The organism is Cerasicoccus arenae (genome assembly GCF_014651635.1).
GTDB lineage: Bacteria > Verrucomicrobiota > Verrucomicrobiia > Opitutales > Cerasicoccaceae > Cerasicoccus > Cerasicoccus arenae.
Map to the genome: position 1 here is coordinate 23,016 of NZ_BMXG01000002.1, position 25,712 is coordinate 48,727.

At 49.8% G+C, this 25,712-nt stretch carries 22 protein-coding genes, 1 tRNA gene and 1 pseudogene; 7 read left to right on the forward strand and 17 right to left on the reverse strand.

The annotated features are described in order from the left end of the window. Positions 1-12: 12 nt before the first annotated feature. The 3 genes and pseudogenes from IE065_RS01755 to IE065_RS17940 all read left to right on the forward strand — a co-directional run bounded on the left by IE065_RS01755 (position 13) and on the right by IE065_RS17940 (position 507). Positions 13-100: transfer RNA gene (locus IE065_RS01755), tRNA-Ser, on the forward strand. A gap of 57 nt (positions 101-157) precedes the next feature. Beyond that, positions 158-352, forward strand: a pseudogene (locus IE065_RS18330) (GIY-YIG nuclease family protein); the annotation flags it as partial. 14 nt (positions 353-366) lie between these two features. Further along, positions 367-507, forward strand: coding sequence for a GIY-YIG nuclease family protein (locus IE065_RS17940; RefSeq protein WP_229792037.1), 141 nt, complete (start codon positions 367-369; stop codon positions 505-507). A gap of 4 nt (positions 508-511) precedes the next feature. Here the strand turns inward: IE065_RS17940 and IE065_RS01765 are convergent, their stop codons facing one another. The 4 genes from IE065_RS01765 to IE065_RS01780 all read right to left on the reverse strand — a co-directional run bounded on the left by IE065_RS01765 (position 512) and on the right by IE065_RS01780 (position 3,957). Then, positions 512-1,564, reverse strand: a complete 1,053-nt coding sequence (locus IE065_RS01765) for a PqiB family protein (RefSeq protein ID WP_189511235.1) — start codon at positions 1,562-1,564, stop codon at positions 512-514. Next, positions 1,557-2,204, reverse strand: coding sequence for a paraquat-inducible protein A (locus tag IE065_RS01770; RefSeq protein ID WP_189511237.1), 648 nt, complete (start codon positions 2,202-2,204; stop codon positions 1,557-1,559). The genes IE065_RS01765 and IE065_RS01770 overlap by 8 nt, the downstream gene beginning before the upstream one ends. After that, positions 2,201-2,842 carry a paraquat-inducible protein A gene (locus IE065_RS01775; RefSeq protein ID WP_189511239.1) on the reverse strand — a complete coding sequence of 214 codons (642 nt, stop codon included), beginning with the start codon at positions 2,840-2,842 and terminating at the stop codon, positions 2,201-2,203. Before IE065_RS01775 ends, IE065_RS01770 begins: the two co-directional genes overlap by 4 nt. Positions 2,843-2,919: 77 nt before the next feature. Further along, positions 2,920-3,957 (reverse strand): sugar phosphate isomerase/epimerase family protein, encoded by a 1,038-nt coding sequence (locus IE065_RS01780; RefSeq protein ID WP_189511241.1) that lies wholly within the window; start codon positions 3,955-3,957, stop codon positions 2,920-2,922. A 266-nt stretch (positions 3,958-4,223) separates the two neighbouring features. Between IE065_RS01780 and IE065_RS01785 the strand changes: the two genes are divergently transcribed. Beyond that, entirely contained in the window at positions 4,224-4,637 is a 414-nt protein-coding gene (locus IE065_RS01785; protein WP_189511243.1) for a hypothetical protein, read from the forward strand. 30 nt (positions 4,638-4,667) lie between these two features. Here the strand turns inward: IE065_RS01785 and IE065_RS01790 are convergent, their stop codons facing one another. The 3 genes from IE065_RS01790 to rpmB all read right to left on the reverse strand — a co-directional run bounded on the left by IE065_RS01790 (position 4,668) and on the right by rpmB (position 6,840). After that, positions 4,668-5,432, reverse strand: a complete 765-nt coding sequence (locus IE065_RS01790) for a tetratricopeptide repeat protein (RefSeq protein ID WP_189511245.1) — start codon at positions 5,430-5,432, stop codon at positions 4,668-4,670. A gap of 65 nt (positions 5,433-5,497) precedes the next feature. Then, entirely contained in the window at positions 5,498-6,460 is a 963-nt protein-coding gene (locus IE065_RS01795) for an adenylate/guanylate cyclase domain-containing protein (RefSeq protein WP_189511247.1), read from the reverse strand. Between the two features lie 149 nt (positions 6,461-6,609). Then, positions 6,610-6,840: a 50S ribosomal protein L28 gene (gene rpmB / locus IE065_RS01800; RefSeq protein WP_189511249.1), complete on the reverse strand. Its 231-nt coding sequence runs from the start codon at positions 6,838-6,840 to the stop codon at positions 6,610-6,612. Positions 6,841-7,003: 163 nt separating this feature from the next. Between rpmB and ykgO the strand changes: the two genes are divergently transcribed. The 3 genes from ykgO (at position 7,004) to IE065_RS01815 (ending at position 8,668) form a co-directional block, all read left to right on the forward strand. Further along, a complete protein-coding gene (gene ykgO, locus IE065_RS01805; RefSeq protein WP_189511251.1) occupies positions 7,004-7,129 on the forward strand; it encodes a type B 50S ribosomal protein L36 in 126 nt (41 codons plus the stop codon). Positions 7,130-7,150: 21 nt separating this feature from the next. Continuing rightward, on the forward strand, positions 7,151-7,399 hold the full coding sequence (locus IE065_RS01810; RefSeq protein ID WP_189511254.1) for a type B 50S ribosomal protein L31: 249 nt from the start codon (positions 7,151-7,153) through the stop codon (positions 7,397-7,399). 204 nt (positions 7,400-7,603) lie between these two features. Further along, positions 7,604-8,668 carry a response regulator gene (locus IE065_RS01815; RefSeq protein ID WP_189511255.1) on the forward strand — a complete coding sequence of 355 codons (1,065 nt, stop codon included), beginning with the start codon at positions 7,604-7,606 and terminating at the stop codon, positions 8,666-8,668. A gap of 29 nt (positions 8,669-8,697) precedes the next feature. Here IE065_RS01815 and IE065_RS01820 read toward each other — a convergent pair whose 3' ends face one another. From IE065_RS01820 to IE065_RS01865, 10 genes are all read right to left on the reverse strand, one after another. Continuing rightward, positions 8,698-11,973, reverse strand: coding sequence for a hypothetical protein (locus IE065_RS01820; protein WP_189511257.1), 3,276 nt, complete (start codon positions 11,971-11,973; stop codon positions 8,698-8,700). 64 nt (positions 11,974-12,037) lie between these two features. After that, positions 12,038-12,916, reverse strand: coding sequence for a PEP-CTERM sorting domain-containing protein (locus IE065_RS17945; protein ID WP_200163152.1), 879 nt, complete (start codon positions 12,914-12,916; stop codon positions 12,038-12,040). Between the two features lie 203 nt (positions 12,917-13,119). Then, positions 13,120-15,213 (reverse strand): hypothetical protein, encoded by a 2,094-nt coding sequence (locus IE065_RS01830; protein WP_189511259.1) that lies wholly within the window; start codon positions 15,211-15,213, stop codon positions 13,120-13,122. A gap of 18 nt (positions 15,214-15,231) precedes the next feature. After that, entirely contained in the window at positions 15,232-16,782 is a 1,551-nt protein-coding gene (locus IE065_RS01835) for an exosortase/archaeosortase family protein (protein WP_189511262.1), read from the reverse strand. A gap of 2 nt (positions 16,783-16,784) precedes the next feature. Further along, positions 16,785-18,491 (reverse strand): hypothetical protein, encoded by a 1,707-nt coding sequence (locus tag IE065_RS01840; protein WP_189511264.1) that lies wholly within the window; start codon positions 18,489-18,491, stop codon positions 16,785-16,787. Positions 18,492-18,495: 4 nt separating this feature from the next. Beyond that, positions 18,496-20,619 carry a hypothetical protein gene (locus IE065_RS01845; RefSeq protein ID WP_189511266.1) on the reverse strand — a complete coding sequence of 708 codons (2,124 nt, stop codon included), beginning with the start codon at positions 20,617-20,619 and terminating at the stop codon, positions 18,496-18,498. Positions 20,620-20,761: 142 nt separating this feature from the next. Continuing rightward, positions 20,762-21,553, reverse strand: coding sequence for a hypothetical protein (locus IE065_RS01850; protein ID WP_189511268.1), 792 nt, complete (start codon positions 21,551-21,553; stop codon positions 20,762-20,764). Between the two features lie 53 nt (positions 21,554-21,606). Then, on the reverse strand, positions 21,607-23,238 hold the full coding sequence (locus IE065_RS01855; RefSeq protein ID WP_189511270.1) for a tetratricopeptide repeat protein: 1,632 nt from the start codon (positions 23,236-23,238) through the stop codon (positions 21,607-21,609). 71 nt (positions 23,239-23,309) lie between these two features. Further along, positions 23,310-24,749: an O-antigen ligase family protein gene (locus tag IE065_RS01860; RefSeq protein ID WP_189511272.1), complete on the reverse strand. Its 1,440-nt coding sequence runs from the start codon at positions 24,747-24,749 to the stop codon at positions 23,310-23,312. 56 nt (positions 24,750-24,805) lie between these two features. Further along, entirely contained in the window at positions 24,806-25,684 is an 879-nt protein-coding gene (locus IE065_RS01865; protein WP_189511274.1) for a FecR family protein, read from the reverse strand. Positions 25,685-25,712 lie beyond the last annotated feature (28 nt).

A 25,712-nucleotide genomic window follows, 5' to 3' on the forward strand; every position in this document is an offset into this window, starting at 1 on the left:
CTTCTTGATTCTGGATGGGTGGCAGAGTGGCCGAACGCGGTAGTCTTGAAAACTATTGAGGCGCAAGCCTCCGGGGGTTCGAATCCCTCCCCATCCGCCATTCGGTGCGCTCCGCTTGCTCATGGCAGGTCGAAATGATATATTGGAGACAAACAGAATGGAACTCCCAGAAGGGATAGTGTGCGTCGAATGCCCTGAGCCTGTCGAAGGGCTTTGCTGGGTGTACATTTTGTTGATGTGCAACGGAATGTTATATGTCGGTCAGACTCATAATGTTGCGAAACGTATTCAGCGTCATATTGATGGAACAGGTGCACGACAGACAAATCAGCTGAAAGATTTCCTTCTGGTATTCGTCGAAGGTCCATGGAATCTACTGCTGCGATCAAACGCGAGCGTCAGCTCAAGAAATGGTCGCGGGCCAAGAAGATGGCTCTCATCCAAGGTGATCTGAAAATGCGCAGCATCGATAAGGTCGATACTCGATCAAATCAATGGGCCTGCTGAGATATTACTGATGCCTTCCGGGCGGGCCAACAGGCAGTGTTTTTGGTGGCGAATTGGTGGATTCGTCGCTTATTTTATCAGTTCCAGCGGGCTGGGAGACTGTATTGCTATCCTTTTGAGAGGAAATGCTAATGGCGGCTGGAGAAGCGTTGGCAGTGATCGGGAGTTCGACATCTGGTATGGTAAGTGGAATGTCGGGAGACCAATCGGCCCAATCATCTTCAGGGTCGTCATATAGCTTGAAAACAGTGCCATCAGTGGCGGGCGGACCCATGTTATCATTGTTTGGAGTGGCAAGGGCGACGCCACCGCTGAGAATGGAGGACAGGGACTCAGTGTTTATCTTGGCACCGAAGAGGCCAAGGCTCATACCGATGCCTGATGCGTTCCAGAAGCGCGTGTTTTCGCGGATAAGCGGTTCATATTCAGCTTTGATGTGGATATGCGCATGGACGGAGCGGGAGTCACTGGAGAGGTAAACCTGATCCACTTCACCAATTTGGAATTCGCGATAATAAACCGGATCACCGTCAGTGAGTGAGCCGAGCTTTTCAGCTTGCAGGATGATGTTCAGGCCGGGTTCGTTAGGGCCTGCTGGTGGTTGCTCAGGCAGGCCGATAAATGATTTTGCCGGTGTTGATTCCTTACCCGGCGAAACTCCGATATATGGGCCGCTAAGAAGAGTATCGAGGCCACGTACCCCGCCGAGGCCAATTTGCGGACGTACGACCCAATAGGATGAGCCGTTCGTTGCGAGTCCGGCAGCGCTTTTATCGAGCCGTGCGCTTAGCACAACTTGTGATAATTTTTCGTCGAGATGGACTTTCTCGACCATGCCTACTTTGACGCCACGGTATTGGATTTCGGTTTTGCCAGCAACTAGGCCCGACCCATCCTGAAAAGTGATGGTGATATCAGGGCCACGTTTGGAGTAGCTATTGTAAATTAGCCAGCCAGCAACTAGCAGTGCAATGATTGGCACGACCCAGATGATTGAGAAGCCGCTGTGTTTGGTCACCACTACTTCGGGCAGAGAGTCTTTATTTTGATTATCCATGATGCGTAGCTGTTTCCGCGCTATCCCAGAGCACGCGCGGGTCAAAAGTGTTGGCCGCGAACATCGTGACGATGACGACTGCGGCGAAAAAGACAGCGCCAATTTCGGGGCTAATGGTGGCGATTTGGCCAAGGTTCACGACAGCGACCAAAATTGAAAGTAAGAAGACGTCCAGCATGGACCATCGGCCGATGCTTTCAATGGCGCGGTAGAGTCGGGTGCGGTCGCGTTTGCGATTTGGCTTGGCTCGTTGGACGGAAATTAGCAGGTAAGCCAAGCCAATGAGCTTCATCAATGGGACGACAATGCTGGCGCAGAAGACAAGCAGTCCGATGGCCCACATACCGCTTTGAAAAAGTTGGATGACGCCCGAGAGGATGGTATCGGCCTGTGCATTTCCCATCATATCGAGTGTCATGATGGGAAACAAGTTTGCCGGGATGTAGAGCATCATGCCCGTCAATACCAGTGCCCAGGTGCGTGAAACCATGCGATCAATGCGGCTTTCGACACGCTCGCCACATGTCGGGCAGGTAAGGGATTCCTTGGTGTTTTTAGGCAGGCGTGATAGTTGTCCGCAGCTTTCACAGGCTACGAGTTGATGGGCTTTGGCGGTTGGGCGGGGGGGGGGAGGGGTCATGCGCGTCGCCTTTCACTGGCGGTGACATAACGGGACCAGAGTAGGTCCGGGTCGTAACTTAGGCTTGCGAGTACGGTGCAGGCCAGAACGCCTGCCAAGCAATAAAGTCCTGTTCCGGGATCGACTTTAGCGAGGTCGGCGAGCTTCACAAAGGCGACGAGGCAGGCGAGGATGTAAACGTCGATCATTGCCCAACGGTAAAGCTTCTTGAGCAGTCGCATTACCTGGGTGAACGAGCGGTCTGGAAAGCGATCCAGCTGGCCGCAGGCCGAGACGTAGCCAAGGCACAGTAGGAGGAGGATTGGGAACACGATGCTCGTTAGAAACACCAGTAAAGACACGGCGGGCATGCGGCTGGACAGTAGCTCGATGGGGCCAGAAGCTAATTCATTCTGATTGTGTACTCCGTAAGATGAGAGCGTGACGAGCGGAAAGATATTAGCCGGCAAAAAGAATACCAATCCGCTCAGTGATAAGGCGAGAGTGCGCTGAATGGAGTTCGGGATTCGAGTAAACAGCTTGTGGCCGCAGGCGACGCAGTGGCCATCTCCGGTCAGAGACTCATCTGGCCGACGATGTAATGCGTCACAGCTGGGGCACGCGATCAAACCACGCCCAAACTTTACCCTCTCAGTCATGCTGGGAATAGAAATGAAATGCGCACCGGGGCGCAATGCTGTACAATCAGGAAATTTAATGCAGTTGTATAGCCAGCTTACTTATCCTTGTCGAACGCTGCGTCAAAGGCGACATCACTGGTTGGGAAATCGACGCTACGCACGAATTCTGCGGCTTCCGCAGCGCCGTGAAAACGGTCCATGCGGATGTCTTCCCATTCGACGGAGAGTGGGCCAGCATAGCCAACATCGTTCAGCGCGACAATAATGTCTTCGAACATGATGTCACCATGGCCGAGCGAACGGAAATCCCAGTAACGGCGGTGATCGCCGAAGTCGGTGTGGCCGCCGAAGACGCCCACCGAGCCGTCGCCATGGTCCCACCAGACGTCCTTCATGTGGACGTGGTGGATGCGGTCAGAGAAGGTGCGGATGAACTTCACGTAGTCGACGCCCTGATAGCCGAGATGGGATGGGTCGTAATTGAATCCAAAGCGTTTGTGGCCACCAATGGCCTTCAGGGCGCGTTGAGCGCTGGCGATGTCGAAGGCGATTTCAGTCGGGTGCACTTCGAGGGCGAAGTTGATGTCAACCTTGTCAAAGGCGTCCATGATGGGTTTCCAACGGGCGGCAAAGTCCTTGAAGCCGTCTTCGATCATCTTGGGGGTGACGGGTGGGAAAGAGTATATGAGGTGCCAGATACTGGAGCCAGTGAAGCCGTTCACGACAGCGGGGAACGAACTTTTGCCCAAGCTCTTGGGTTTGGCATCCATGAATTTGCGACAGGCCTTGGCGGTAGCGATCATTTCCTTGGCGGCACGTTTGCGGACGCCTTCCGGCTTGCCGTCTCCCCAGACATAATCGGGGATGATGGACTTGTGACGCTCGTCAATGAGGTCGCAGACGGCCTGGCCGACGAGGTGATTGGAAATTGCGTAGCAATTGAGACCGTGGTCAGCAAGCAGCTCCCACTTTTCAGTGAGGTATGATTTTTTACCGGCCTGGGAGACGTCGAAGTGGTCGCCCCAGCAGGCGAGTTCTACGCCATCGTAGCCCATCTCCTTGATGCGAGGGGCGAGCGTTTCTAGGGAGAGGTCGGCCCACTGGCCGGTGAACAAGGTGACAGGTCGGGACATTGCAGCAGGGATTTAAGGTTTTATGTGGTAATGATTAAGCCGACTATGTTTCAACGGTTTTCGTAAGGCAGTTCAACTGCAAATCGCATTTTTTCATCATGCCCCGTACTTTCGTTTGGCAAATAAAAAGCAGAATCGAATGCTGAGTCGTTGTTTCCAGATGCCCAATCGCACAATGATTGAGCGGGGAATCCGCCTGATGGGTGAATTTGGGCTGGCCAATTCGGGCAGCGGGCACTTTAGTGCGCGGCTTTGTCCCACCAAAGATGACTCCGAAGATCGATATTAATAACGTAATTGCCGTGGCGTCCACTAACGCCGAACAGCGCCAAGCCGCCTTTGAGGCGGTGAAGCAGATCGCTGCCGAATTCGGCGACAAGGTGCAGGTTGGCGAGGACCGTGTCCTTTTTCACTGTGAGTGGGAACCCCCTTTCAAGGCGCTTAAAAAGCTCTCCAAGGAGATGCCGGATGTATCTTTTACCCTTTGGGCGGATGCATTTCAAAAAAGCCACTGGATTTGCAAGGTGGAGTATCTGGAAGGCAAGGGCGAAGAGCAGACGCTGTCGCGCATTGACGACGATTTCCCCGGTATTTTTAAAGAAATCTTCGGTATCGAGGAGCCTTCTTGGCAAAAGAAGCAGACTGCGTCTTTTCAGGCGTGGTTTCCAAGCGCTCAGTAGAGCATTTGGCGGGTCTTTAGTCACGAAGCCTTATGGCTGCATGCTCTTGAGAATCTGCTGCGATAGAGAGACTGTTGCTCGGGTGGATTGCGGGTCGGTGATTAGCCCTTGCAGCAATTGATTTGCTTCTTTTTGGCGTCCCAAGAGTTGCAGCGCCATCGCTTTATTCATGATCAGCATGCCCTTGGTTTCGGCGTCCGGATTATAGGATAAGCCTCGATTGAGGTAATTAATGCGGTCATCAAGGTTTTCGGTCAAAATAGCCTTTTCCTTCCATGCGGGAGCAAAATTCGGCGCGTTTTTGATCAGTGTATTCACTTTTTGGAGTTTCGACTCATTGCTCTGCTCCCATTCGAGCATGGTGTAGGAAAGGAATAATCCTCGCGGAAACTCTTCCTTTGCTTCGCGCTCTAGGCTCCAGACGGCTGTTTTGGTCGCGAAGAATCCCTGAGGCTCTAGCTCGTCGACTTGCCGATAGATCGCCAATGCCTTTGCGGGGTCATTGATCAGGAGATGCGTAAAGGCCAAATCATAGCGTGGATATGCCCAATCGGGGGCGATCTGGATAGCTTGATTGAGTAGGGCAATCGCGGCGTCATACTCGCCAGCCTGCCCCTTCAATCTCGCTTCCTGATGAAGGCGCTTGGCGTCTTGGGTCATCATTTCAGAGCCAACTGGCGCGGACGAACTCTCAGAGGGCTGATCGTCGTCTATACGCGCAACTTGATTCTCTTTTTTGCCGCAAGCGGTAAGGAGAACAACAGCTGCAATGGCTGGTAATATTGAAAACTTCACTTGCCGATCGATTTATCTGTCGGGGGGGGGGGGCGCTTAACTTCCGCGATTTTAATTTACCCCGTTTACCGGGTCTTCATGCGCCACACGTTGTAGCGACCGAAGGACTTAATGTGGACGGAGATGTCGTCTTTGGGGATGCTCTCGTCGAGGCCAGGGACTGATCGGTCGATGAGTATTTCTGAGCCGTTACAGACGCTACAGAGGCGGCTGGCGACGTTGATGGGGCGGCCAATATAGTCATCTGCACCAGGGATTTGGCTGGCCAAGCCGAAAGACAGCCCGACTGCGACCTCTGAAGGGGCACCATGGCTGAATTGCGGTGCACGGCGAACGATGTCCCAGCGTTCTTGCAGCTCGCGAAGCCCGGTGAGGCACACGTCAAGCGCTGCGGCGCGGTCTTCATAAGTCGTTTCCCAAAGGGTAAGCACGCCGTCGCCCAAGTATTTGATGAGATCGGGGCGGAATTTGTTAAAGCGCTGCTCCACCACCTGATAAAAGGCGTACATGAGGCCGCAAGTATAAGGGCTTTCAATTTGAGGTTGCTCGCAAAAGGCGGAGAAGCCGCGCATGTCGATGATGGTGGTCAGGACTTCACAGGGGATGCCGAATTCAATACGTGGCTCGGAATCGTGGTCGAGCTGGTATTTTTCCAGCAATACTCCCTCAAATTCAAAAGTGTTCAGTCTGGAGATGGATGGAGTCTGTACCGTAAGGCCCATTGGTGAGTTGACTGAATCCCCGGCTTCGGTGATGTAGTCGAGTTGGGCGCAAAGAGAGGAATCAACCTTACCGTTATAAAGGGTGGCGTGGAACCGGTAAATCGAGGTGGCCTTGTCATGGAGAACCTTGAGAATCAACGAAATGTCATGTTCGTCTTCTACTATGGGGCCGTGGTCCGCATAGATGCTGTAGCGGACTTTAGGGAACTGGGGTTGTACGCGAAGTAAATAGCCGCAAATATCCCAGAAGTCTGTAAAGTCCAGGTACGGTATTGCGTAGTGTCGGTGCAGGCTTTTCGCAGGCATAGGGCGGAACCAGTTCAGAGATTCAGGATTTCTTATTTTATGGCAAGACTGAACCCTTTGTCATCATGCGAAGTCATCGAGTGGCGACGACATAAAAAAACCGCCGCGAATGCGACGGTTTGGTGAAAGAGTAAAAATCTTGCTTGAAGCTAGGCCTTTTCGATCATGCCAGCCTTGATGGCCTTAACAGAAACCCACATGCGCTTGACTTGACCGCTAGGCAGCTTGACGCGTATGCGCTGAAGGTTTGGACGGAAGGTACGCTTCACGCACTTAGTAACGTGCGTGCCAATGCCGCCGCTCTTTTTGGTCAGACCACTACGGTGGATTTTACGGCCTTTTACTGGGCGCTTGCCGGTTACGGTGCAAATTCGTGACATGTTGTCAAATGGTTGAGATTTGTCTTAGGAAAAGCGGATGAAACTGGGTGTCGGCCTAGCTATTGGCAAGACCATTTTTTAAAAAAATGACACCTCTTCCAAAAATCCATTGACACTTCGCTGGCGAAAGGCTTTTTTCTCCCTTTTTCCAAATTTCACAATCATGAAAGTCGTATCTTCCATCAAGTCGCTGAAACACCGCCACCCGGACTGTCAAGTAGTCCGTCGTCGCGGTCGCATCTACGTCATTAACAAGACCAACCCGCGCTTCAAGGCGCGTCAGGGTTGATCCTCAACGGATTCCTTTAACGTGAAAACCGAAATTCATCCCAATTACAATCCGGTCTGCTTCGTAGACGTCTCCAGTGGTAAGAAATTTCTGACCCGCTCGACTCTCAAAGGCAAGCAGAAGGAAACTATTGACGGCGTCGAATACAACGTGCTCGTCTGTGACGTGACTATGGACTCGCATCCTGCATACACTGGTGAAAAGCGCTTTGTCGACACCGCTGGTCGTGTGGAGAAGTTCGAAAACAAGTTCCGCCGCCGCCGTCGCTAAGCGATTACGATTCCAAGGCAATTATTTATCTAAGCCCTCAGCTTCACCGCTGGGGGCTTATTCTTGGATTAGTACAAGCACTGTTAAGAGGAACCGATTTTGATTGGTTTATTCGCAAAATCGACTCATTTAAACCGAATATAACGGGTAATGAGCCTATGAATATTCAATTTACTTCCAAGGGGCTGTTCTGCTTTGATTGATATGTTGAAAACTACTGCGAAATCTTTGCCCACCTTTGCTGGAAATCTTCTGGTTGTGGATGATGCTCCGAGCATTTTAATCATCTTGAAAAGCTTTTTGGAAGGTGATCGCTGCCGTCTTTTTCCGGCCGAGAACGGTGCCAAAGCAATCGAAATACTAGAGCAGCAGTCGATCGATTTGGTTTTGCTCGATATTATGATGCCCGAAATGGGCGGATACGAAGTTTGTCGTCACATGCGCGCGAATCCGCGTACACGAGATATTCCGGTTATTTTTCTTACGGGCCTCGCTCGAAAAGAAGAAATTATTCGTGGTTTAGAGGTCGGAGGTTCAGATTACCTGATCAAACCTTTTGATCGGGAGGAGCTGGTGCTACGAGTTCGCCATCACCTTCAGGCCTATTCAAACCAGAAACGTCTTCAGCGCATTATGCATGAGCAGCAGCTGTTCAATCAGGCGCTTAATGAGGAGCTTAGGCGTCAAGCGACGGATTGGGAGTCTGTGTATCAAGACGCCGGTGGAATGGATTGGGCGACGCTGGATATGGACAGAAAACTCGTTGGCCTAAAGCGATTCTTCCAGAATGTGCGGCAGTGGGGCGATCTACTTTCCGGCAACGAGACGATCATCCGATCAATGGTGAATTTTCGCGATGAGATATCCTGGCCAGCGTGGGAAGGGTTCTTTGCTGATCGGAATTTAGATCGCCAAATTATCTGCGAAACTGGTGCGGAGATTTACGCCGATGTCCGCATGGTCAATTTGATGTTTAGCCAGCTGTTGCCTTGGATGACTGCGATGGCTGTGCCAAAGACTGCTATCACCATTCAGCTTCTGGCGACTAGTGACATGGTTACGGTGCAATTCTCATGGGAATCAATGCCAGAGCGACTGGATTCCCTGCCTGATATACTGGATGTGGATTTACGGATGGGAAATAGTGATGAGGCGGAGCTTCCTTTGCGCCTGTCTCGCCTGATAATGAGCCGCCATTTTGGGGAGTTGATGTTGACGCGCGATGCACCCAATTGCGCCCGTCTTAGCTTGTCTTTTCCGACTACTTAGAGATGCCCCGAGTAGAGGGGGGGGGGGGGCTAGCGAGCCTCGTAGATATATTGGCTTTCGCCTGCTGGTAGCTGTAGCTCAATTGAATTCTTGAAGGCTGCCGGTCCTTTACGTGCTTTGATACGTGACCATTGACCGGGCGCGACGATTTTTACCGAACCGCCTGGGCAGTCGTCTGTCGTGCTCACCATTAGTCGGCCTTGGGTCACTTTTAATACTGTGGGGAAGTCGCCCTCGAGCTTCAATTTTCCTAGCTGGACTTGCCCTGGTGCACCGAGGATTAGCTCGCGCTCAGCGCCCCTTTCTTTGGCAGCTCCAGCGGTACCTCCAAAGGTTACTTCATCCATACTGGCCTTTTCATTTTGATCGCTTAAAAACGCATAATCTCGCCCTTGGGGCAGATCCACTCGGATGATTCGCCGACTCTCGTCTGTTGAAAAAGTTGGCGCTGGATGGTCATTAAAGCGGGGAAACAGGGCGAGGAAATACGAGCCATCATGGGGTAGCTGAAGGTGCATGAGGTCTTGGAACTGTTTGTGGTTTTTTTCATGCTGCACATCGCCGCCATAGCGTAAGGTATGACGTGGTGTGCCTTGGGGGGAGGCGATAAAGTATTCTAGATCAACTCCATATTGCCCGAGGGCGGTGTAGTGATCCCCTGATGGCAATTGATGTGCAGGCTGGGTGGAGTCTCCAAGTTGTTTGCCGAGGCTTGCTTCGTTACTAGTGAAGAGCCCGTTGGAAAGCGTCCAGAACTGCCAAACCGTGGGTTCTCCCCCAGAGGTGGTGTCCCGTACCACAAGGTAAGCTGGTGCCTCAGGGTTTTCCTCGCGCATAAAGAGGAATTGTCGATCGACGGTCAGTTGGCCGCTTTGAGCCTCATTTATTTGTGGATATGCTGGCAGGTCGGGCGGTAGCCAATTGCGATCGTCGCGTTTAGTGTTGGTGCGACTTGTGCGGGTATAGTCGAGGCCGGGGAGTGAGGCGAAAGCAGAAAAATGCGTTGTCGAGTAATAACCAAAGGGTAGGCCATTGTTTCCGGGTTGGTAATTGCGGGCTAACTGAACGCCTTCACTCAAGAGTTCATGCCGGTCTTTAGTGCCCGCTAGAATGGTGAAGCTGGTGCTGAGAGGCTTGCCCAAGGCATACCATTGGGCAATGTCCGTTACGCTGGGTGTCCAGATGTCCAAATTCCGTTCGGAGCCAACGCCGGTCAGTATGTTGACGAAGCTTTCCTGTGGCGTATTGAATGCTGCTCGGAAAACGGTGCCGAATTGAGGAAAGTTTTCGGAACCCCACTTGGGAGGAGACTGTGGCAAATTTCGGTCGAGATAGTAGCCAGCGAGCCCACTTAAGCGGAAGTCACCGATTTGTGCGGGGTACCCAGACTGAGCCCATGACCACTGCATTTCGGCGGAAAAGTCAGGATCACTTTTGGCTGTCATACGAGCTGCGATGCCAATCGTTGCAAGTTGCTCGGCGGCAATGCCTCGACCGTAAGCTGCTGTAGCCCGTTTGTCGCCTCGTTTGGGGTCCGGCGGCGTGTGCATACGGGCAAAGAAACTGATCAACTTTTTCAAGCGTGAATCGTTCGTGAAATCACGGTAGCCAGCGCGTTGTGATGCAATGGCGAAGCTGATAATGACTTCTAGGCTGACATTACCATAATGTGAGCCTTCGGGAATCCACTCGCCGGCGGAACCGACTTCCGCAGTCAGCCAATGATCCAGCCAGTCGCCCGCGTAATTTGCCCAAGTATCTGCCATAGGATGGTCCCGTAATACGCAGGCGACGACCCCAAGCGTGAGAATATAGGAGCAATGCATATTGGGGTTTCCGGAGCCATATCCTCGTTCTGATGACCAGCACATGGGATCGGCCAATACATAGCCTAAGTAGGCCATTTGAGCCCGGAATAGGTTACGCTGCTTCGCGCTTAGTGAGCCTGAATCGATGAGCGTATCATAAAGCCCGGCCGTGGCGATACCTTGGCGCATGACGTCAAAATTACCCAGAAGTGAGAGCTGTTTACTTAGTTGAGCGATGGCCTTGCCTGCGCGGTCGGTTATCCCTTTCGGTTGACCAATCGCGACTGCTGCGGATGCCCATTGGTTACCCAGTTGGCTTGAAGGCTGGTTTTGATTGGCTAGTGTGATTTCTGCTGCGTTTAGGAAAAGTAATGGGTGTTGCGCAGTTTCGGCCCAGTCTAGATTGAGGGACTGAATATGTGCGAGTTGGTCACCTATTAGGGGAGGGGCATTGCTTATGCGCCACTCACGGGCACCACGTGCAAAGTCGGCAATGAGGCTGATTGCTCCATTTTTCCCATAAACGACGGGCATTCCGCGCTCACGCCAACCGACCCACATTTGCTCAATCATGGGTAGGCTCCACTGCTGTTGGCCAAAATAGGTTTGGGGGGATGGCGGCGAGACCCAATCTCCTGGCTTACTGGAGGATAATTCCAAGGTTGTCTGCCCGTTGGTGAACACAACATGGGAGGGGTGGTCAGGGAATAGCCCTAGCAGGCTGGTATTTGGGCTTAGTTGCAGAAATCCATTGGCCGCCGATGTTGTTTGCAATTGGCGATCCTGTTTTGCCCATTGTCCGTAGCCCTTTGGCAATGTCACACGCTGGACATTGAATACGTTGGGCAATGCGAATACCAGCTTGGTGTCGGGGTTGTTGCCACTGACAGCCATTCGCCATCGAATGGCAGAATCTCCTGCGATTATTGTGGCCGTAAACGATGCCAAGGTCTGGTCAGTGAGTTCGTAGCTGATCCTTGTTTTAATATAAACGGGCCCTTCCTCAAGGATGCTTGATGACCATTGCTTGATGAGTTGGGGATTTTGCCACTCGCTAGGGGGGGACCATTCACCAGTTCCTAGGCGGAGGCCGAGGAGAGGGGGGGGAGGGGTGGCATTGCCTTGACCAAGAGGAAGGCGCGCGCTGATCAAGCCAGTGGAGATTTCAATGGAACTGGTGGTGCGATTAACGGAAAGTTGAGGAGTCGTGGGCTTGGCAGCGGGTTTATCAACGAGATTGTATGTGGAGGATTCACTTGCGGAAAGTGGGGCTGTGACGAACCAAATATCTTCGCCTGATATCTGATAGGGGATCGGGCCTTGTGGACCAATCAGGCTGCTGGTGCTTGAAGGATTGGCATTCAGCGGAAAGTGGATAAGCTCCGGACCGTAGTTACGGCCGAGTACCTCAGTGACTGTATATTCAGCGAGTGGTGTAGAGAGGGCTACAGTAGTTGAGAAAAGCCAGAATAGGAAAAAGTGTAGCGAACGACGCATGACACATAAAAAAAGCGTGCTTGGATTTAACCAAGCACGCTTTATGAAAGATTTGCTCTGCAATTTAGCTGGCTACTTCTTCTGTTGTTGCGATGGCCTTCTTGGCGCGGCGGCGATAGATGAAGTAGCCGAGGGCTACGAAACCGAGTCCAGCAATGTAGGTAGAAGGCTCAGGAACTGCAGCGATGCTGATATTATCGAGGCCTACACCTTGAACTGCGTTACCAGTGCTGACCACACCGAGTAGGTAGTAATCATACGTTGTTGCGCCAGCAATTGAGAAATTCTGCGTTTCCCATGCTGGTGCAGCATCGGTGCTTAGACTTGAAACGGCACTAAGATTCGTATTGATAATGCTGGTGAAGCCGAAGCCTGCAGGGTCATTAATATGATAACCTTGTCCGAGGATGGAATTACTCGATAAGGCCGTTGCCAAAGCCGTGGCATCGCCGGTAAATCCGTAAAGTGCAAATTGAACGTTTGCCGTATTGTTGATGTTTGCACCCGTAGTGGTAACAACGCCAGCGTCAGCTGTGTTGTAATCACTGAATACTGCAGCGTCGAAAGAAATGTCCGTTACGAAACCACTTTCACCGATTGCATCCATCGAAAAAAGATTCCATGCAGTTGTGCGGCCTGCTGCTGAAGCTGTACCGTTGGTAGCGAGGAAGAAGCCGCCGCCTCCATTGCCAGAAGTCGAATCTGTTAGATAGCTGCCGTATTGGCTCGGAACAGTCGTGTTTGAAAGACCATTGAAGATACGATTTGGATTATCTGATCCAATCCAGCCACCGTTTAAGTCGCTGCTTTCAACATGCACGAGTCCACCGCCTGTACGATAGGCTGGTGAATTGAAATCGCCACCGACGATTATGCCAGCAAAAGCGGATGATGCGGTAGCGGAAAGTGCACAAATTCCAATGATCTTCGTATAATTGTTCATAGTAGTAGTACCTGTTGCAGATTTATAATTTATTCACATTGAGATTTTCCTCATGTGAAGTCAAGGCCTTACACGATTGATTTTGTGGAATTTAATTTTGCTCTATAATTACCTTGTTTTAGTATTCAGTGATCCAGTATGATTTGAGCTAAACTATTTTAAATCAGTGCTTTAGAAGTGTTTTTGGGGTTCGAGGCTGGGCGTTATTTTTTTCCCTCTAGAAAGAGTGCCTTTTCATTGGGAAGGATGGCCGTTGAAATGTCTGGCAAATAGCTAAGATCACCAGTGACAGCGGCATATGCTAGGCGATGATGGCTAGATAGAACTTCTGGTTGGTATTGCATCGGCAATGATTTCAGGACTGCCTGCGCCATTTTTTCATGACCTGACTGGAAGTAAGCAAAGGCTAATGTGATGTAACAGTAGTATATTTCAGGGAACTCCTCGATGAACTGTTCGCTGTAGTAGCGACATTTTTCTAGATCCAGGCCAAACTGTAACTTCAGATAAATGATTAGGCTCATTGAGTCTGGGTCACCTTTGAATTGATCCAGATTAACATGCTTCAGGATCGTCTTGAGTTCATCGCTAAGGCCGAGAGCATATAGCAGTTCGACGTATTTGCGTATGGTGTAGGGGTTGCTATTGGTCAGGCCATATAACTCTCGATAAAATACCAGCTGCTGATGTGGTGAGGTGTAGGTTTTGACAAGGAACTCGATTTCGCCCCAATCACTCACATCGGATTCATCGATGGCTTGGAGCATTTCCAGGGTGTAGCCTTCATTGTTGCCCTCATATAAGTGGATGAAACTTTTCCAAAAGTGTTTGTCCGACTCGTTGAGCGCGCTGTTCTTAGTATTAATATCCACTAATTCCTTGGCGCGCTCGATATCTGGGCTATCCGACATGATCAGTGAGTAAAGTAAATGACGGCAGAGATCACGGTCCCGTCGAAGATCATTTTCAGTGATCAGTATATCGCTGACATCCCCAATGTGGAAAAAATTAAGGACACCAAATACCGACTTTCGCTCATCAGAGTCCTTCAGGTCATACTCTTCCAGAATGGACCGCAGGGCTTCTTCGCGGCCTAATTGTCCAGCTTCATAAGCGCGTCCAACGGCTAGAGTGATATGCTCGCGATTGGAGTCTGGATGTTTGCGTAGGTGCTCTAGAATGGCCAGGTAGTCAAAGGCATTGTCCCCTTGGTTTTCGGCGATACTTTGAGAGAGTGCGATTTCGCAAAGATAGAGGCCAATATCGTCCATGCGCATCAAATTATCGCGATGGTGCTGTTTGCTTTGTTCTGCGATAGCTGGATCGTCATTATTCGCGAGGCCAATAATGATGTCGTGAACGAGGGGCGTTTCCATCCCTTTTGCGTACATTTCGCGAGCACGTGTGAGTGCGCGATTACGATGTCCTTGCGCAAGGAGTAACTTGAGTTCGGTGTCGATGACTTGCTGTGAATCTGGATGCTGGGCTTGTAGGCGTGCCAAATACTTGGCACCAGTCGGCACTTGATGATAATCTACTGCATAATCAATGACCTTAGCCATGCTCGGAGCATCAAATTGCTTTTGTTTGGTCATTTGCTCGCTCCACCAGACGGCTTCTGCGGTTTCCAATGAACGAGCAGTCTCCATGGTGCGTTCGAGCACTGATGTATTGGTTGGATTGAGTAAGGCCGCGCTACGTAGTTTTTCGTAGGCTTTTACTTCGTAGTCCTGATCTTCAAGAGTTTGTGCCTCCTGCACCAATTGATCAGAGCGCCATTGCTTTGCCTCGTCTATCACCCACCTACTACTGATCAAAAAACCGATGCCAACGAGCAGGACTAGTATCGTTAGAATACGGGTAAGCATCCGCATCGCCAGCCATCGGTTGAACAGGCCCTCGAAGATGTCAATTATCGCTAACAAGATAGCAATATAGGACCCCCAAATTCCGGCGAGGATGCTCTTCAGTGACATGGAACTGACGTATGTCCATGCCCCTTTCATTTGCCGGAAGGCACGTTTGGGTGAGGTTATGAGGTCCCAAAGGAAATGGAGTAACTTTTGTGGTATCTCCAGTAATTGATCCTTCAGCTTGTTAAGCGCCTCTTTCCTCTCATGTTGTCGTGTGCGGCGCGCGTTTGGCAGTGCCTCTTTCCACAACTTGAGCATATAGAACTGATCATCAATCCATGCAAAGACTGACTTGATCTGATTTTTCAGGCCAAAGCGGAGATAGGCTCCAATGTCAGCAAGTGTGTCTTTTATTCGAAAGAATAATTCTTGGAAGAAATTCATACTGAGCCGCTAGTGGAGTTACCTGGCTTCATCCTTATTTAATGCCTCATGGATGAATCGATAAAGAGTGTCCTCTTCATTGGTTGATGAAGGGGAGGTGACTCCGATTAACAGGAGCTGTCGGGTCACCATGCTGTTTTCGTCAATACGATCCCAGAAATTTCGATATGACATTTTTAACTTATCAAACCATCCACTCGATGCTTGCAGGTAGAACTGGTTATATTTCTGCGTGCTTACTGGCAACATGAGGCTACGGTAGACGGCGATGCGCTCCGAGCTGATTGGATGCTGGAATTCGTAGCTCTCATACTCGGTGTCATCCCATGGCTGCTGGAGCATGTGTACCTCACGTGGTTTGGTGGTCAACATGCCTTCCACTGTCCCCATGCAAACCTCAGGCGTATGTGCATTGGCCCGCATGACAGGGTAGCCATCCGTCCAAGTGATGAAGAAATAATTCACCAAGCTTTCACCCACGAGAAATTGGCCCGAATAGACATCTTCCGTTTCGTAAAGTGTCTTCACCAGTGGATCGACTTTCAGGGTGCGATGGGCTGGTAATTTGCTTAACTGCGTAGGATCGATTTCCCAGTGGTCGCCATTATTCAGCTCTGGCATGTTATACCATTGCCAGCGAAAGAACTCGACTCCTCCGTAGGCTAGCAGAGCGAGCATAGAGAGTATCGAGCACCAGCGTGAGACAGGGAAGGTACTTGGTTTAGCTGCTGGTTTGGCGGACTTGTTATTCTTGGGCTCGATAATTAGAAATGCGATAAAGACCACGCCTAGTCCGAAGACAAAGGTGATCGCGCCAGTGTTGTCATGCCAGCGATCATAGGCTTCGGAGCCTTCGATGCCAGTGATCCAACCAAGGGCCAGAGCACGGATTGCATTTTGTACGAAAGAGGCACACATGCCAGCGATCAACAAGGCGATACGACGGGGCATTGAAAGCTGACCGTATTCGCCCAGAAAGAGCGTTGTAACGAGTAAGAATTGGAGGGATCGAATCCCACTACATGCCTCGGCGACCTCCACAACTGCATCGCCAATGGATATTTGGATGCCCTGAAGCATGGCGGGGATGCCGAGCATTTGAAGGGAAACAGTAACAAAGTTAGCAATGTGGCCGGTCAGCCAATCGCTGACTGCCATTTCGATGCGCCCAGGCCATGGAATTGATGTTAGAAAGAAAACTAAAGGGAACAGATAATGCCGGGACCAACGTACTCCGCCCCAAGCCATTCCCCAGAATATCCCAAAAGCGGCGAGGCAAAGACCCTCTGACCAACTGAGCATGTGCCAAGTGCTCATCGTTTCCCACAGCACTCGAATTATCGCGAATAGCCCGAGGAAAAACATAGCTGGAATCAGCCAACCAAACGTAGGCAGGCTACGCGGAGGTTCGTCTTCTGCTCGCGTCCAAAAAAGAAAGAGGCTCAGGACTGGCACTCCCCAGCCGAAGAAATAGTGCGAATCTGGGTCCCAGAAACCACATATCTGGTAATAGAACGCGAATTGAAGCAACAAAGGTAGCAGCCAGATCTTAAGGGTCGCAGTACTCATGTCTAGGAATTGAGCCTTTGCTTGGCTTCCAATAATAATGCACGCTCTTCTGGTAACAAGGCGCTTTCTGATATGCTTAGCGAGATTGCCCGGGCTTCGCCTAATTGGTTATTTCCTAAGGCGACTAACAGAGTAATCAATTGGCATGAGGGCAGAGGACGGTATTTATCAGGTAGTTGATCAAGAGCCTCTTGGGCAGCCTGGAAATCGCCATCACGCCATAAGGCTAAGGCATAAGTTGACCAGATGAAGCCATCCAGTTCCTTGATGATCTTTTCAGACGGATATGGGATGGGACCCTCTTGGACATCCAGCAGTGCCTCCAGATAGAATCGATTGTTGAGCATAACGCTGTGTTTGGGATAGACGTCGAGAAAGAGCCGAACGTCTTCTAATGCTTGCTGGGTACGCCCAATCTGCAGTTCAGCGTTGAACTTCTCTTGTAAAAGTTGAGCACGTGCGACTGGTGACTCTGTGGATTCTAATGCTGCGGAAAAACTTGCAAGTGAGTCTTTCCACCAGCGTGACCTTGCGGCTAATCGGGCCAGTGTGGTCAGCGCGTTGGCGTCTCCAGACTCCATTGCCAAGCTTTGTGCACTATACCAGTATTGGGTCGGCTCGGGAGGCGTTTCAGTTAGTTGATCATTCTCGATCAGTGCCAAGAGCGTCGCTCGTTGTAATTTATTAACTCGACTGTCGGAATGCACATTAGTGAGTAGCTTTTGAGCTTCCTGAAAATTCCCCTGATCCAGCGCGACTTTTAGATTTAATTCGAATTTTTGGTCAGGATTTAGCCCACGCGCGTCTTTACTCAGTAAGAACTGCTGAAGTTCTGGAATGGCCCGAATGCTAAGCAGCCATGGAGCGACATAGTCCGGGGCTGATTTTCCGTATTGCTTGATCCCATCCTGGATAATGCGCTCACGCTCTTCTGGCTTTAGAATAAGCTCTTGGTTTGAGGCGAGCAATCCAGTGCTGGCATTATTTTTAGAACTGTCGCGAAGTTCTCGAATTAGCCATGTTCGGTCATTATTGAACAGTGGTATCTCAGGTCGTGTGGCTAAAAGGATTAACGCTTCCGTGCCAACGGAACTATTATCGCGGGCGGCCTCACGCAAATTCACCTTGGCCTGCACGTAGTTGGCAAAAGAGTCTAGCCCGAGCAATAACTTTGCCCGCAAGAGGCGAGCTGATGAATGATCGGAATCAATCGCGAGCAATCGATCAAGCACGATTAAGGACTCCGCGGTTTGGTCCATCTCGTATTCGTATCGTGCCCACCAGTAAAGGTAGTCTGGCACGTGATTCAAATTATGGTAGTGCTTCTTAATCGCTTGGTCTGCCTGTTCATATAGCTTCGATTCGATCGCGATGCTTAAGTATGAGACAGTGTTCTCTTGGTAGTCCTCTGCGTTTGCATCCTCCATCAATGAATCGAGGATTTTAAGGGCTTCCTGCGGATCTTTCGCTTTTAGATTCAGTGCTTTTAGCTGTTGGACTTCACGTTTGCGCAAGCTGAGTTTCTCGAGGGTTGCGGAGCGCTCTGTTGCTTCACTGGTACTGCCCTCAGAAACGTTTTTCCGCAGTGCCTCAATTTGCTTTTCCTGCCAAAGATACCACGATAAGATGCCGCCGCCAAGTACGAGTGCTAGCAATAAGAAAACTGGAAGGAACTTGAGCTTCCCTAAGCGTTCTGGAAATAACAACATAACACTACAGGGCAGGCTTATCAATGGTCATTGACTGCAAGAGCGATTTCTCGCCTTGAGTTGGCAATTGGTCAATGGTGGGGAGGTTGCTTAAATCACCGCTGACATAGGCATGCATTAGTCTAATACATGGCTGCGCATTCTGAGGAGGCGGAGGTATTTCACTGTCGATGGATCGGGCAAGTGAAAATTCATCGGACATAGCGTAAACGAAGGCTAGGTTACGATAAAACAAAGCCGCCTTTGGATACTGACCAATCAATTTTTCCAGCCGCGTTCGAGTTTCTGGCAAGTTACGCCCTTGAACCGCATGCAAATAGAGGAGGAAATTTAGGGCATCCGGTTTATTCTCAAAGCGCTCGGGCTGAAGTTGCTTTAGAAGTATTTTCAATTCTTGGTCTTTGCCCAGTGCATATGCCAGCGTCAGATATCGTTCGGCCGCGATAACAGGGCTTTCCGGGCGCCCAAACAATTCGCGATAAAATGCCAATTGCTGCTCGGTGCTGGTGTGTTTTACCAAGATGCTGTGCATGTAGTCCCAATCACTGGTGGCCGAATTTTCTACGGACTGTAAAAGGCGAACAGAGAATTCCTTTTCCTGCTGTCGCGCGTTGGCGATCATTGCCTGCCAGAATCGTCGGTTGGCTTCGCTGATAGGTAGTGGGTGTTCCTGCTCGCCCGAAAGTAAGAGCGTGGCCGCATCGAGATCAGCCTGTTCGGAAAGAATTAACCATTCCAAGTAGGCGAGTGCATAATCAGGGTTTGAGTAAATTTTAGTTTCTGAGATCAATTGATCTCGGCCCCAGTAAATTTCGAATCTGCTTAGTGTGTTCAATGCGTTTAGCACTTCATCGTCATTGTTTAGGTCGTACTCAGCAATGATTGCCTTGAATGCCTCTTCTTCTGATATTTGTCCAGTAAAGGACGCAAATCCATTGGCTTCTATTCGGTCCATTCGTGTGGCTGAAGGATGAGCCAAAATGAGTTTACGTATAGACCGATCGCCCAGATCGATTTTTTCACGCTCTTCTGGTGGTAGGCGTTGAGCCAGTTTGCAAAACTCTAAACCGATGTCGTTTTGTTGTTCCAAGCCATCGCTTAATTGTTTTCGCGCATCTTGCTTGAGGCGTTCATCACTCGTGCGAAGTGAGAGTTCTACAAATACCCGATTGGCTAGTGGGCTATCGCTTCCTTCTTTTACAAGTTTAGCAGCCTTGAGTAGGGCTTGTTCTCGAAGTTCCTGTCGGAGCAGTAGTTCGATTTCCACATCGGCAAGTGTCGTGCTTTCTGGGAAGCGTGAGCGCATGACTGATAAATAACGTGCGCCAGTGCCCAATTGCCCATAGCTCATCGACTGTTCGACAATATTGACTAGGGAATCCGAGTCGTAGTGCTTACTGCGAGCCACTCTCTCGGACCACCAAACAGTATGAGGGTGCCGGAGCTTATTGGCGAGATTCATGGTTTGCTCTAGATTTTCATGCACGTCTGGTGCAAGCATTGCGGCGACGCGAGATTTCTCGTATGCTAGCTTTACCTGTTCTGTCTCCATGAGTGATTTTGCCTGATCATGGAGCTTGGAGGCACGCCATAATTTTGCCTCATGAAATAGATATGGACTGGCAACGAGGCCCACGGAAGCCGCCACTAGAAATGCCCCAGAAAGGACGCGTAGCCACACCTTTTGTTTCTTCCACCATTTAATGAACTTTTGTGGTAGGCGTGCAATGTAGCCAAGTATCGCTAAGTAAAGCCGCCAAGATTCCAGTAAGAATTCACGGAACGTTAGCTTACGCAGTTTTTTGTATGTCGAGCGTAGCGACTTAATGCACTGCCCCGGTATTTTTACGAGGAAAGCAATGCTATTGCTAATCCGATCACGGATCTTTTGTGGTGCCTTGGCTATTGAACGGTTGAGCTTTTGGTTCGCCTTTTTACGATCCTGCTCTCGATACATCTTTCTTACTGGCTGACTTTCTCGCCAGCGACGGTAAGTATCTCCTAGTTTACGCCAAGACTTTATGAGCTTTCGTCGACGCTGAGGCAGCACCTGCGTCCGGAAATAATATAAATCGTCTAAGCGCTTTTTTATCCAAGACTGAGACTTTTTTTTCCGGTGAGTCTTCATCGGATTAGACATGTGTACTGTAAACCCGTAAGCATGGCTGAATGTTCCTTGGTTACAAGTGACAATCCAATAAAAGAGCCTGCGACTATTCGCCGCAGGCTTTTATGTTTGAAATTAAAGAAATTTTACTTTGCTTAAGCGATTAAGCATTTTTCTTGGCCTTCTTCCGACGATAGCAGACGAATGCACCGAGCATAATCGCTGTTGCGCCAGCCATGTAAGTAGATGGTTCAGGGATTGCTTCCACAATGCCATTAAACTGAACGAAGTCGTTGTTTATGCTGGAGAAGGTTGCTCCAGTAGCTGCTCCTCCAGAGTTGCTACCTACGAGATAAAGCGTGTAGTGCTCAGGACCAAAAAAGCTGATTGGCAAACGGCCAACAAGATCGAAGGTCAAAGTAAAGGCACCATTTGCTCCTGGAGTTGGTTGAAAGGAGACATCACCTTTGTTGTCTTGGAGCAAAATACCTGAGAGATTCGTTCCAACACCTTGGATGACAATGCTTTCAGGCAAGATTTGGTAACCAATCGGTGCATCAAAAGTAGGAGTCAAGTCGTTCAGAATTGTAAATTGACCAATTGCTGCGAGCTGTCCAGTTGCTTGACCTGGGTTTGTTGGATTCGATCCAGCTGGATTGACTGTTCCGCCATATGAGTTGGCACCGGCAAGTGGCTGCATACCAATTTGAATTGGGAAGGTAATCAGCGGTGCAATGGTCAAGCCAAGCGTATTGTTGAAAGTGGCAGTGTTGTTATCAATGATGACCTTTGGGTCAAGGCTTGCGCCGCCTGCTGGCTGCCATCCGGCAGTCTCATCAATGTCAGCACCACTGTTAAAGAATGTGAATTCAGCCAAAGTGGCCGCATTAAGGGATGCCGCGCTTGCAGCAGAAATTGTCAGTATTGATAGTAGCTTGGTTGCCGAGTAGCTCATAGTGCCAGTAAACATAGATATTTCTAAAATTCTGTAAAGTATATTCTCAGCAATTATTTACTTGGATTTAGCGATTTTAGAGCCTCTTCCCTGAGTGATTTTTCTTCAGGAAGTAAGTTTTCTGGATTGATTTGGCTGATAATTTCAATCGCTTGTTCTTGGTTGCCAAGTTTCCCCGTGATAAGCCCCTTGAGGAGCTTTACGTCGGCTTGCACCTTAAGCCAATCTGGCAAGTCTTCGATTTTCTGCTGGGCTAAGGCATAGTCGCCATCGAGATAAAGCAGGAAAGCATAAGTCGCGTTGAGAGATTTTACCTGATTCTCCTCAATCAGTTTTGCAAACTGTTGGGTTTGGTTTTCGTTCTCCAGCCCTAAGAGAGCTCGGAAATAAAAGTAATTATTTTGGAAGACAGGGTTAAATGGGAAAAGCTCGCGCAATTCAGTGGATACTTTGAGTGCTTCGGCAGTTTTTCCTCGGGCTAAGAGCACGCTTAAGTATTCCCGTTTGGCATTCGCTTTCATCAGCTGATCTGTGGACAGGTCAATCGTGATCAGATAGGCTTTTTCTGCTTTTTCCCACCATTCTTTGCTTCCAGCAGCACGCGCTAGAGCAAGCATGGAGGCCTGTTCTTGGCTTTTTTCGGCCATCGAAAAGGCTTCGTCCCAAGCTTGAGCGGAATTCGCGCCAATCGAATTTAGCCCAATCAGGGCCTGAAGTGTTTTGCGCTGGATGTCATTAGCGGCGGAGTAATCAACGTCTAGTAGCTCCTTGATTCGCTCAAGGTCTTGGTCTTGCAGAGCGAGTCGGTACTGCAAAACCCACAATTCAGGGCTCGCAGAAATATCTACACGATCTAGAAACTCACGCGCTATTTCCGGTTCATCTACCGCTAAGAGCCACCGCCCTACGACTAAAGGCGTTTGGTTGCCGTGCTGGGAAATTGTTTGGGTGACGATTTCTTTTTTGCGAGCCTCATCAAGCATGATCTTCTGGGTCGCAGCCATAAGATGTGCCTCAACATTGGCATATGGGTGATTTTCTATCTTTTGGACAAGCCAGAGTCGTTCGTCTGGAAAAAGCTTAATTTCTGGCCGTGAACCCAGTGCAATAATTGAATCTAGTCCGTATTTGTCAGGCATTTGGGCCGCTTCTTTTAGGGCCGCCTTAGCTTCGATCCAATTGGTCACTCGAGGTTGACTAAGGAGTATCTGCGCCCGAATCCATTGGGCTTCAGAATTGTTTGGCGATATCTTTAGTAGATAGGTGAGTTCTTCCATGGCTTGCGCCAGATTACCTTGTTGCGCTAATCTCCGGGCATGGAGCATCATGTAATTGATGTTTTCACCCATACTCGGTGCCATGAGTTTAATGATGGCGTCAGCTTGGTCTCCTCGGCCAAGTTTGATACATAGATCTAAGTAAATCAGAGCACTTTCTTGGAAGGCCTCGCCATTTGGGTCTTTTATGAGCTTCTCCAGAGCTTGGATCGCCGATTCAGGGTCCTGTTCTCGAATAGCGGCTGCGAATAAATAATCATTCACTGGAGAACCAGGCTGAAGAATGCGGAGGAATCGAATATTTGAGAGCGCGGCGTCCCATCTGCCTTTTCGGATGTTCAGTTGTACTTGCTCTAGCTCATAGTTTAGCCAATTGGCCCAACCGAAATAGGAGACGCATGTTCCCATGAGGACTAACAATATTATTCCGAGCCATTTGGGCGGTTTTTTCTTCGAAGATCGCTTAGCCATGAGGTCAATTAGTCGTAGTAACTTGTTTTTTCCTTACTGGGACCCAAGCTGAGGCGGGCACATGCCCCAAAGCAGACTGCAAAGAGCGCAATGCCTGCGGAAGGGCCAAATGGAAAATCAAATGAGGCAAAACTCAGGAACAGCCCGATCGAAAAAGCAAGCCAGTACGATTCAGGGCTTTTCCGTGGGCGTCGAAAAGTTAGTACGATTATCCCGACTGGCACTGAGAGAAACAGAACGTAGCCGACAGTGCCTAACTCGACCCAATATTGCATCCAGTCATTGTGAGCATACTCGTTTCGTTTAACGATTTTTCCAAGCGGATGGCGGTATTCAGGGCCTGCATATTGGTAAAAAACATAGGCATAGGAACCTAAGCCCCAGCCCCACACTGGACGGTCTTTTACCATTTTCCAGCAGTCCCGAGGCGAGGCGTAAAAGCGCTGATCTATGCGCCCTTGTCCAATTTCTTCTTTGGTTTTTTCTAGGCGGTAATTCAGATTATCCCATACTAGGGCGAAACCAACGAAACTAAAAATGGCGAGGAAAGCCAGGAGAGAAATGCCTAAAGCTTTTCTTGTCTGTCGTTCTAAATGGGAAAAAATTGATGTGCGCCGTCGATAGGCGAACACCAAATAAGCTCCGCTGCCAAAGATAAACAAGGCAGAGAAAATCATTCCCGAACGTGATCCCGATAGAGGGATACTCACCCAAATGATGGCTGCAATTGTGACCCATACGATATCCCACCGCTGTCGTCCCCGCACATTCCATCCGGTGCGGTTGTAGTGTTGGATGTAGTTGTCGGCTACTGTAACTGCGCTGCCTAATGACAGAAGGGCGAATGCAACCCAGTGATTGTAATATCTAAAGCTCGAATAAAATCTTGGGTTTACGGCTTCAAACATACCCAGCACTTCTGGGTTGTGCGTTATCTTGAACCAAGCGCCAATTACGGCAAGGATGACCCCATTTATCCCAATCAGGCTTAGTAGCGTTATCACTTGCTTCTTCTGTTGGATGATTGTGAATACGCTCGTGGCGGTGATAAGCGCTCCAATGAAAATCCAGATGTATTCCTGTGTTCTGATTGGGTTGAAGCACACGGGAATGCCAGCGATTGGTTCAATGCTATCCCATACAACGAATGCCGATTCGGTGTTGTTTTGTGGCTTCCTCATTGGGTTTAGGTAGCCAACTACGAGTTGGGTGATCAGCAATAGCCATGGTGAGAGACATAGCGCCCATTTTTTGAAGCCGTGACCCTCTCGTTCATACCAGTAACGTATGAGCGGTATCAGGCCTAGCCACGCGATCGATCCAATATAAAAAGAGCTACCTGGGTAGCGCCCTCCCAGAGCCCAACTGGAAAACACGATCAGGGCGACGGCTTGCCCGGTTGCCAGCTTTACCGTAATGCCAGATGGTGAAGGTGAGTGCTGGTGCATAAAAAAAGCTGGAGCGCATTTTGCGCTCCAGCAATTTAAATTTTTTGCCAATCAACTTAGAACGGAGAATTCGTGAAGTTGGTGCTTTGACCCACATTATCAAGGTTCGTTGGGTCGTCCTGAGTCCGCAGGGGAGTCAAAACGAGATCACCTTGATCACCGCCGGGTGAAATCAGAAATTGATTGTTCTGGGCCTCGAGCAATTCATCGTCGAGTTTACGCAAGAGGATTGCGTCTGCCTCCAACAGGTCAGTTTCAGGCAGTTCTTCAGCGACTCGAATCCTCAATTCACCAACAGTGCCGTCTTCAAAACTGATTTCGATAACTTTAGATTCTCCAGCGGGGACAGTATATGTAACACCATCCACGACCAACTCCACCACACCCTCTCCAACAGAGAGCGAAGTAACGGTTGACTGAAGGTTGCCCTGAGACGCTTGTACTGCTTCACTTTTGGTGATAGTCGCATAGACAAACGTCGTGCCTCGGATCCCAGCGCTGCCGGTTGGTGAGTTGATAACGTATTTTGACTGAGGGGTCAACTTACGCACATTGCCAACGACTTTGCCGTAGTGAAGCTCTAATGTAGTATTAGAAGGGGAGGGGTCCTGGCCTAAAAGAGCATAGTTGCGCACGGACATCTCATACGGTTGCTGAGAGAACTCAGCGATGTTCAAGTAGGTTTCAGGAGTTACATTGATTGAACTGCCGTTGGAAAAGAGCAATAATGCGGAAGAGTTTACTTGTGTCTCAATCGCATAGCCCTCGCCAATTAGATCGCCACGTTGCAGTGGTTGAGTCTCTCCGGTGGCTAATTCAATTAGTGTGACGTCACCCTTAACCAGATAGACTTGAACAATGGCCTTTTCAACGGTGCCCGCTGATAAGGCGCTGGCTAGGGCCAGCCATAGAAGAAAGTGAGTAATAGTTTTCATTGGATTGATAGTCTTGAATTTAGCAGTC

Excerpts from the sequence above, each read along its gene's own strand:
- IE065_RS01840 (WP_189511264.1), bottom strand. The coding sequence starts at position 18,491 with ATGTTGTTATTTCCAGAACGCTTAGGGAAGCTCAAGTTCCTTCCAGTT.
- IE065_RS01785 (WP_189511243.1), top strand. The coding sequence starts at position 4,224 with ATGACTCCGAAGATCGATATTAATAACGTAATTGCCGTGGCGTCCACT.
- IE065_RS01845 (WP_189511266.1), bottom strand. The coding sequence starts at position 20,619 with ATGAAGACTCACCGGAAAAAAAAGTCTCAGTCTTGGATAAAAAAGCGC.
- IE065_RS01770 (WP_189511237.1), bottom strand. The coding sequence starts at position 2,204 with ATGACCCCTCCCCCCCCCCGCCCAACCGCCAAAGCCCATCAACTCGTA.
- IE065_RS01795 (WP_189511247.1), bottom strand. The coding sequence starts at position 6,460 with ATGCCTGCGAAAAGCCTGCACCGACACTACGCAATACCGTACCTGGAC.
- IE065_RS01780 (WP_189511241.1), bottom strand. The coding sequence starts at position 3,957 with ATGTCCCGACCTGTCACCTTGTTCACCGGCCAGTGGGCCGACCTCTCC.
- IE065_RS01815 (WP_189511255.1), top strand. The coding sequence starts at position 7,604 with ATGTTGAAAACTACTGCGAAATCTTTGCCCACCTTTGCTGGAAATCTT.
- IE065_RS01850 (WP_189511268.1), bottom strand. The coding sequence starts at position 21,553 with ATGAGCTACTCGGCAACCAAGCTACTATCAATACTGACAATTTCTGCT.
- IE065_RS01835 (WP_189511262.1), bottom strand. The coding sequence starts at position 16,782 with ATGAGTACTGCGACCCTTAAGATCTGGCTGCTACCTTTGTTGCTTCAA.
- IE065_RS01860 (WP_189511272.1), bottom strand. The coding sequence starts at position 24,749 with ATGCACCAGCACTCACCTTCACCATCTGGCATTACGGTAAAGCTGGCA.
- IE065_RS17945 (WP_200163152.1), bottom strand. The coding sequence starts at position 12,916 with ATGAACAATTATACGAAGATCATTGGAATTTGTGCACTTTCCGCTACC.
- rpmB (WP_189511249.1), bottom strand. The coding sequence starts at position 6,840 with ATGTCACGAATTTGCACCGTAACCGGCAAGCGCCCAGTAAAAGGCCGT.
- IE065_RS01820 (WP_189511257.1), bottom strand. The coding sequence starts at position 11,973 with ATGCGTCGTTCGCTACACTTTTTCCTATTCTGGCTTTTCTCAACTACT.
- IE065_RS01855 (WP_189511270.1), bottom strand. The coding sequence starts at position 23,238 with ATGGGAACATGCGTCTCCTATTTCGGTTGGGCCAATTGGCTAAACTAT.
- IE065_RS01765 (WP_189511235.1), bottom strand. The coding sequence starts at position 1,564 with ATGGATAATCAAAATAAAGACTCTCTGCCCGAAGTAGTGGTGACCAAA.
- IE065_RS01775 (WP_189511239.1), bottom strand. The coding sequence starts at position 2,842 with ATGACTGAGAGGGTAAAGTTTGGGCGTGGTTTGATCGCGTGCCCCAGC.
- IE065_RS01830 (WP_189511259.1), bottom strand. The coding sequence starts at position 15,213 with ATGAATTTCTTCCAAGAATTATTCTTTCGAATAAAAGACACACTTGCT.
- IE065_RS01865 (WP_189511274.1), bottom strand. The coding sequence starts at position 25,684 with ATGAAAACTATTACTCACTTTCTTCTATGGCTGGCCCTAGCCAGCGCC.
- ykgO (WP_189511251.1), top strand. The coding sequence starts at position 7,004 with ATGAAAGTCGTATCTTCCATCAAGTCGCTGAAACACCGCCACCCGGAC.
- IE065_RS17940 (WP_229792037.1), top strand. The coding sequence starts at position 367 with ATGGAATCTACTGCTGCGATCAAACGCGAGCGTCAGCTCAAGAAATGG.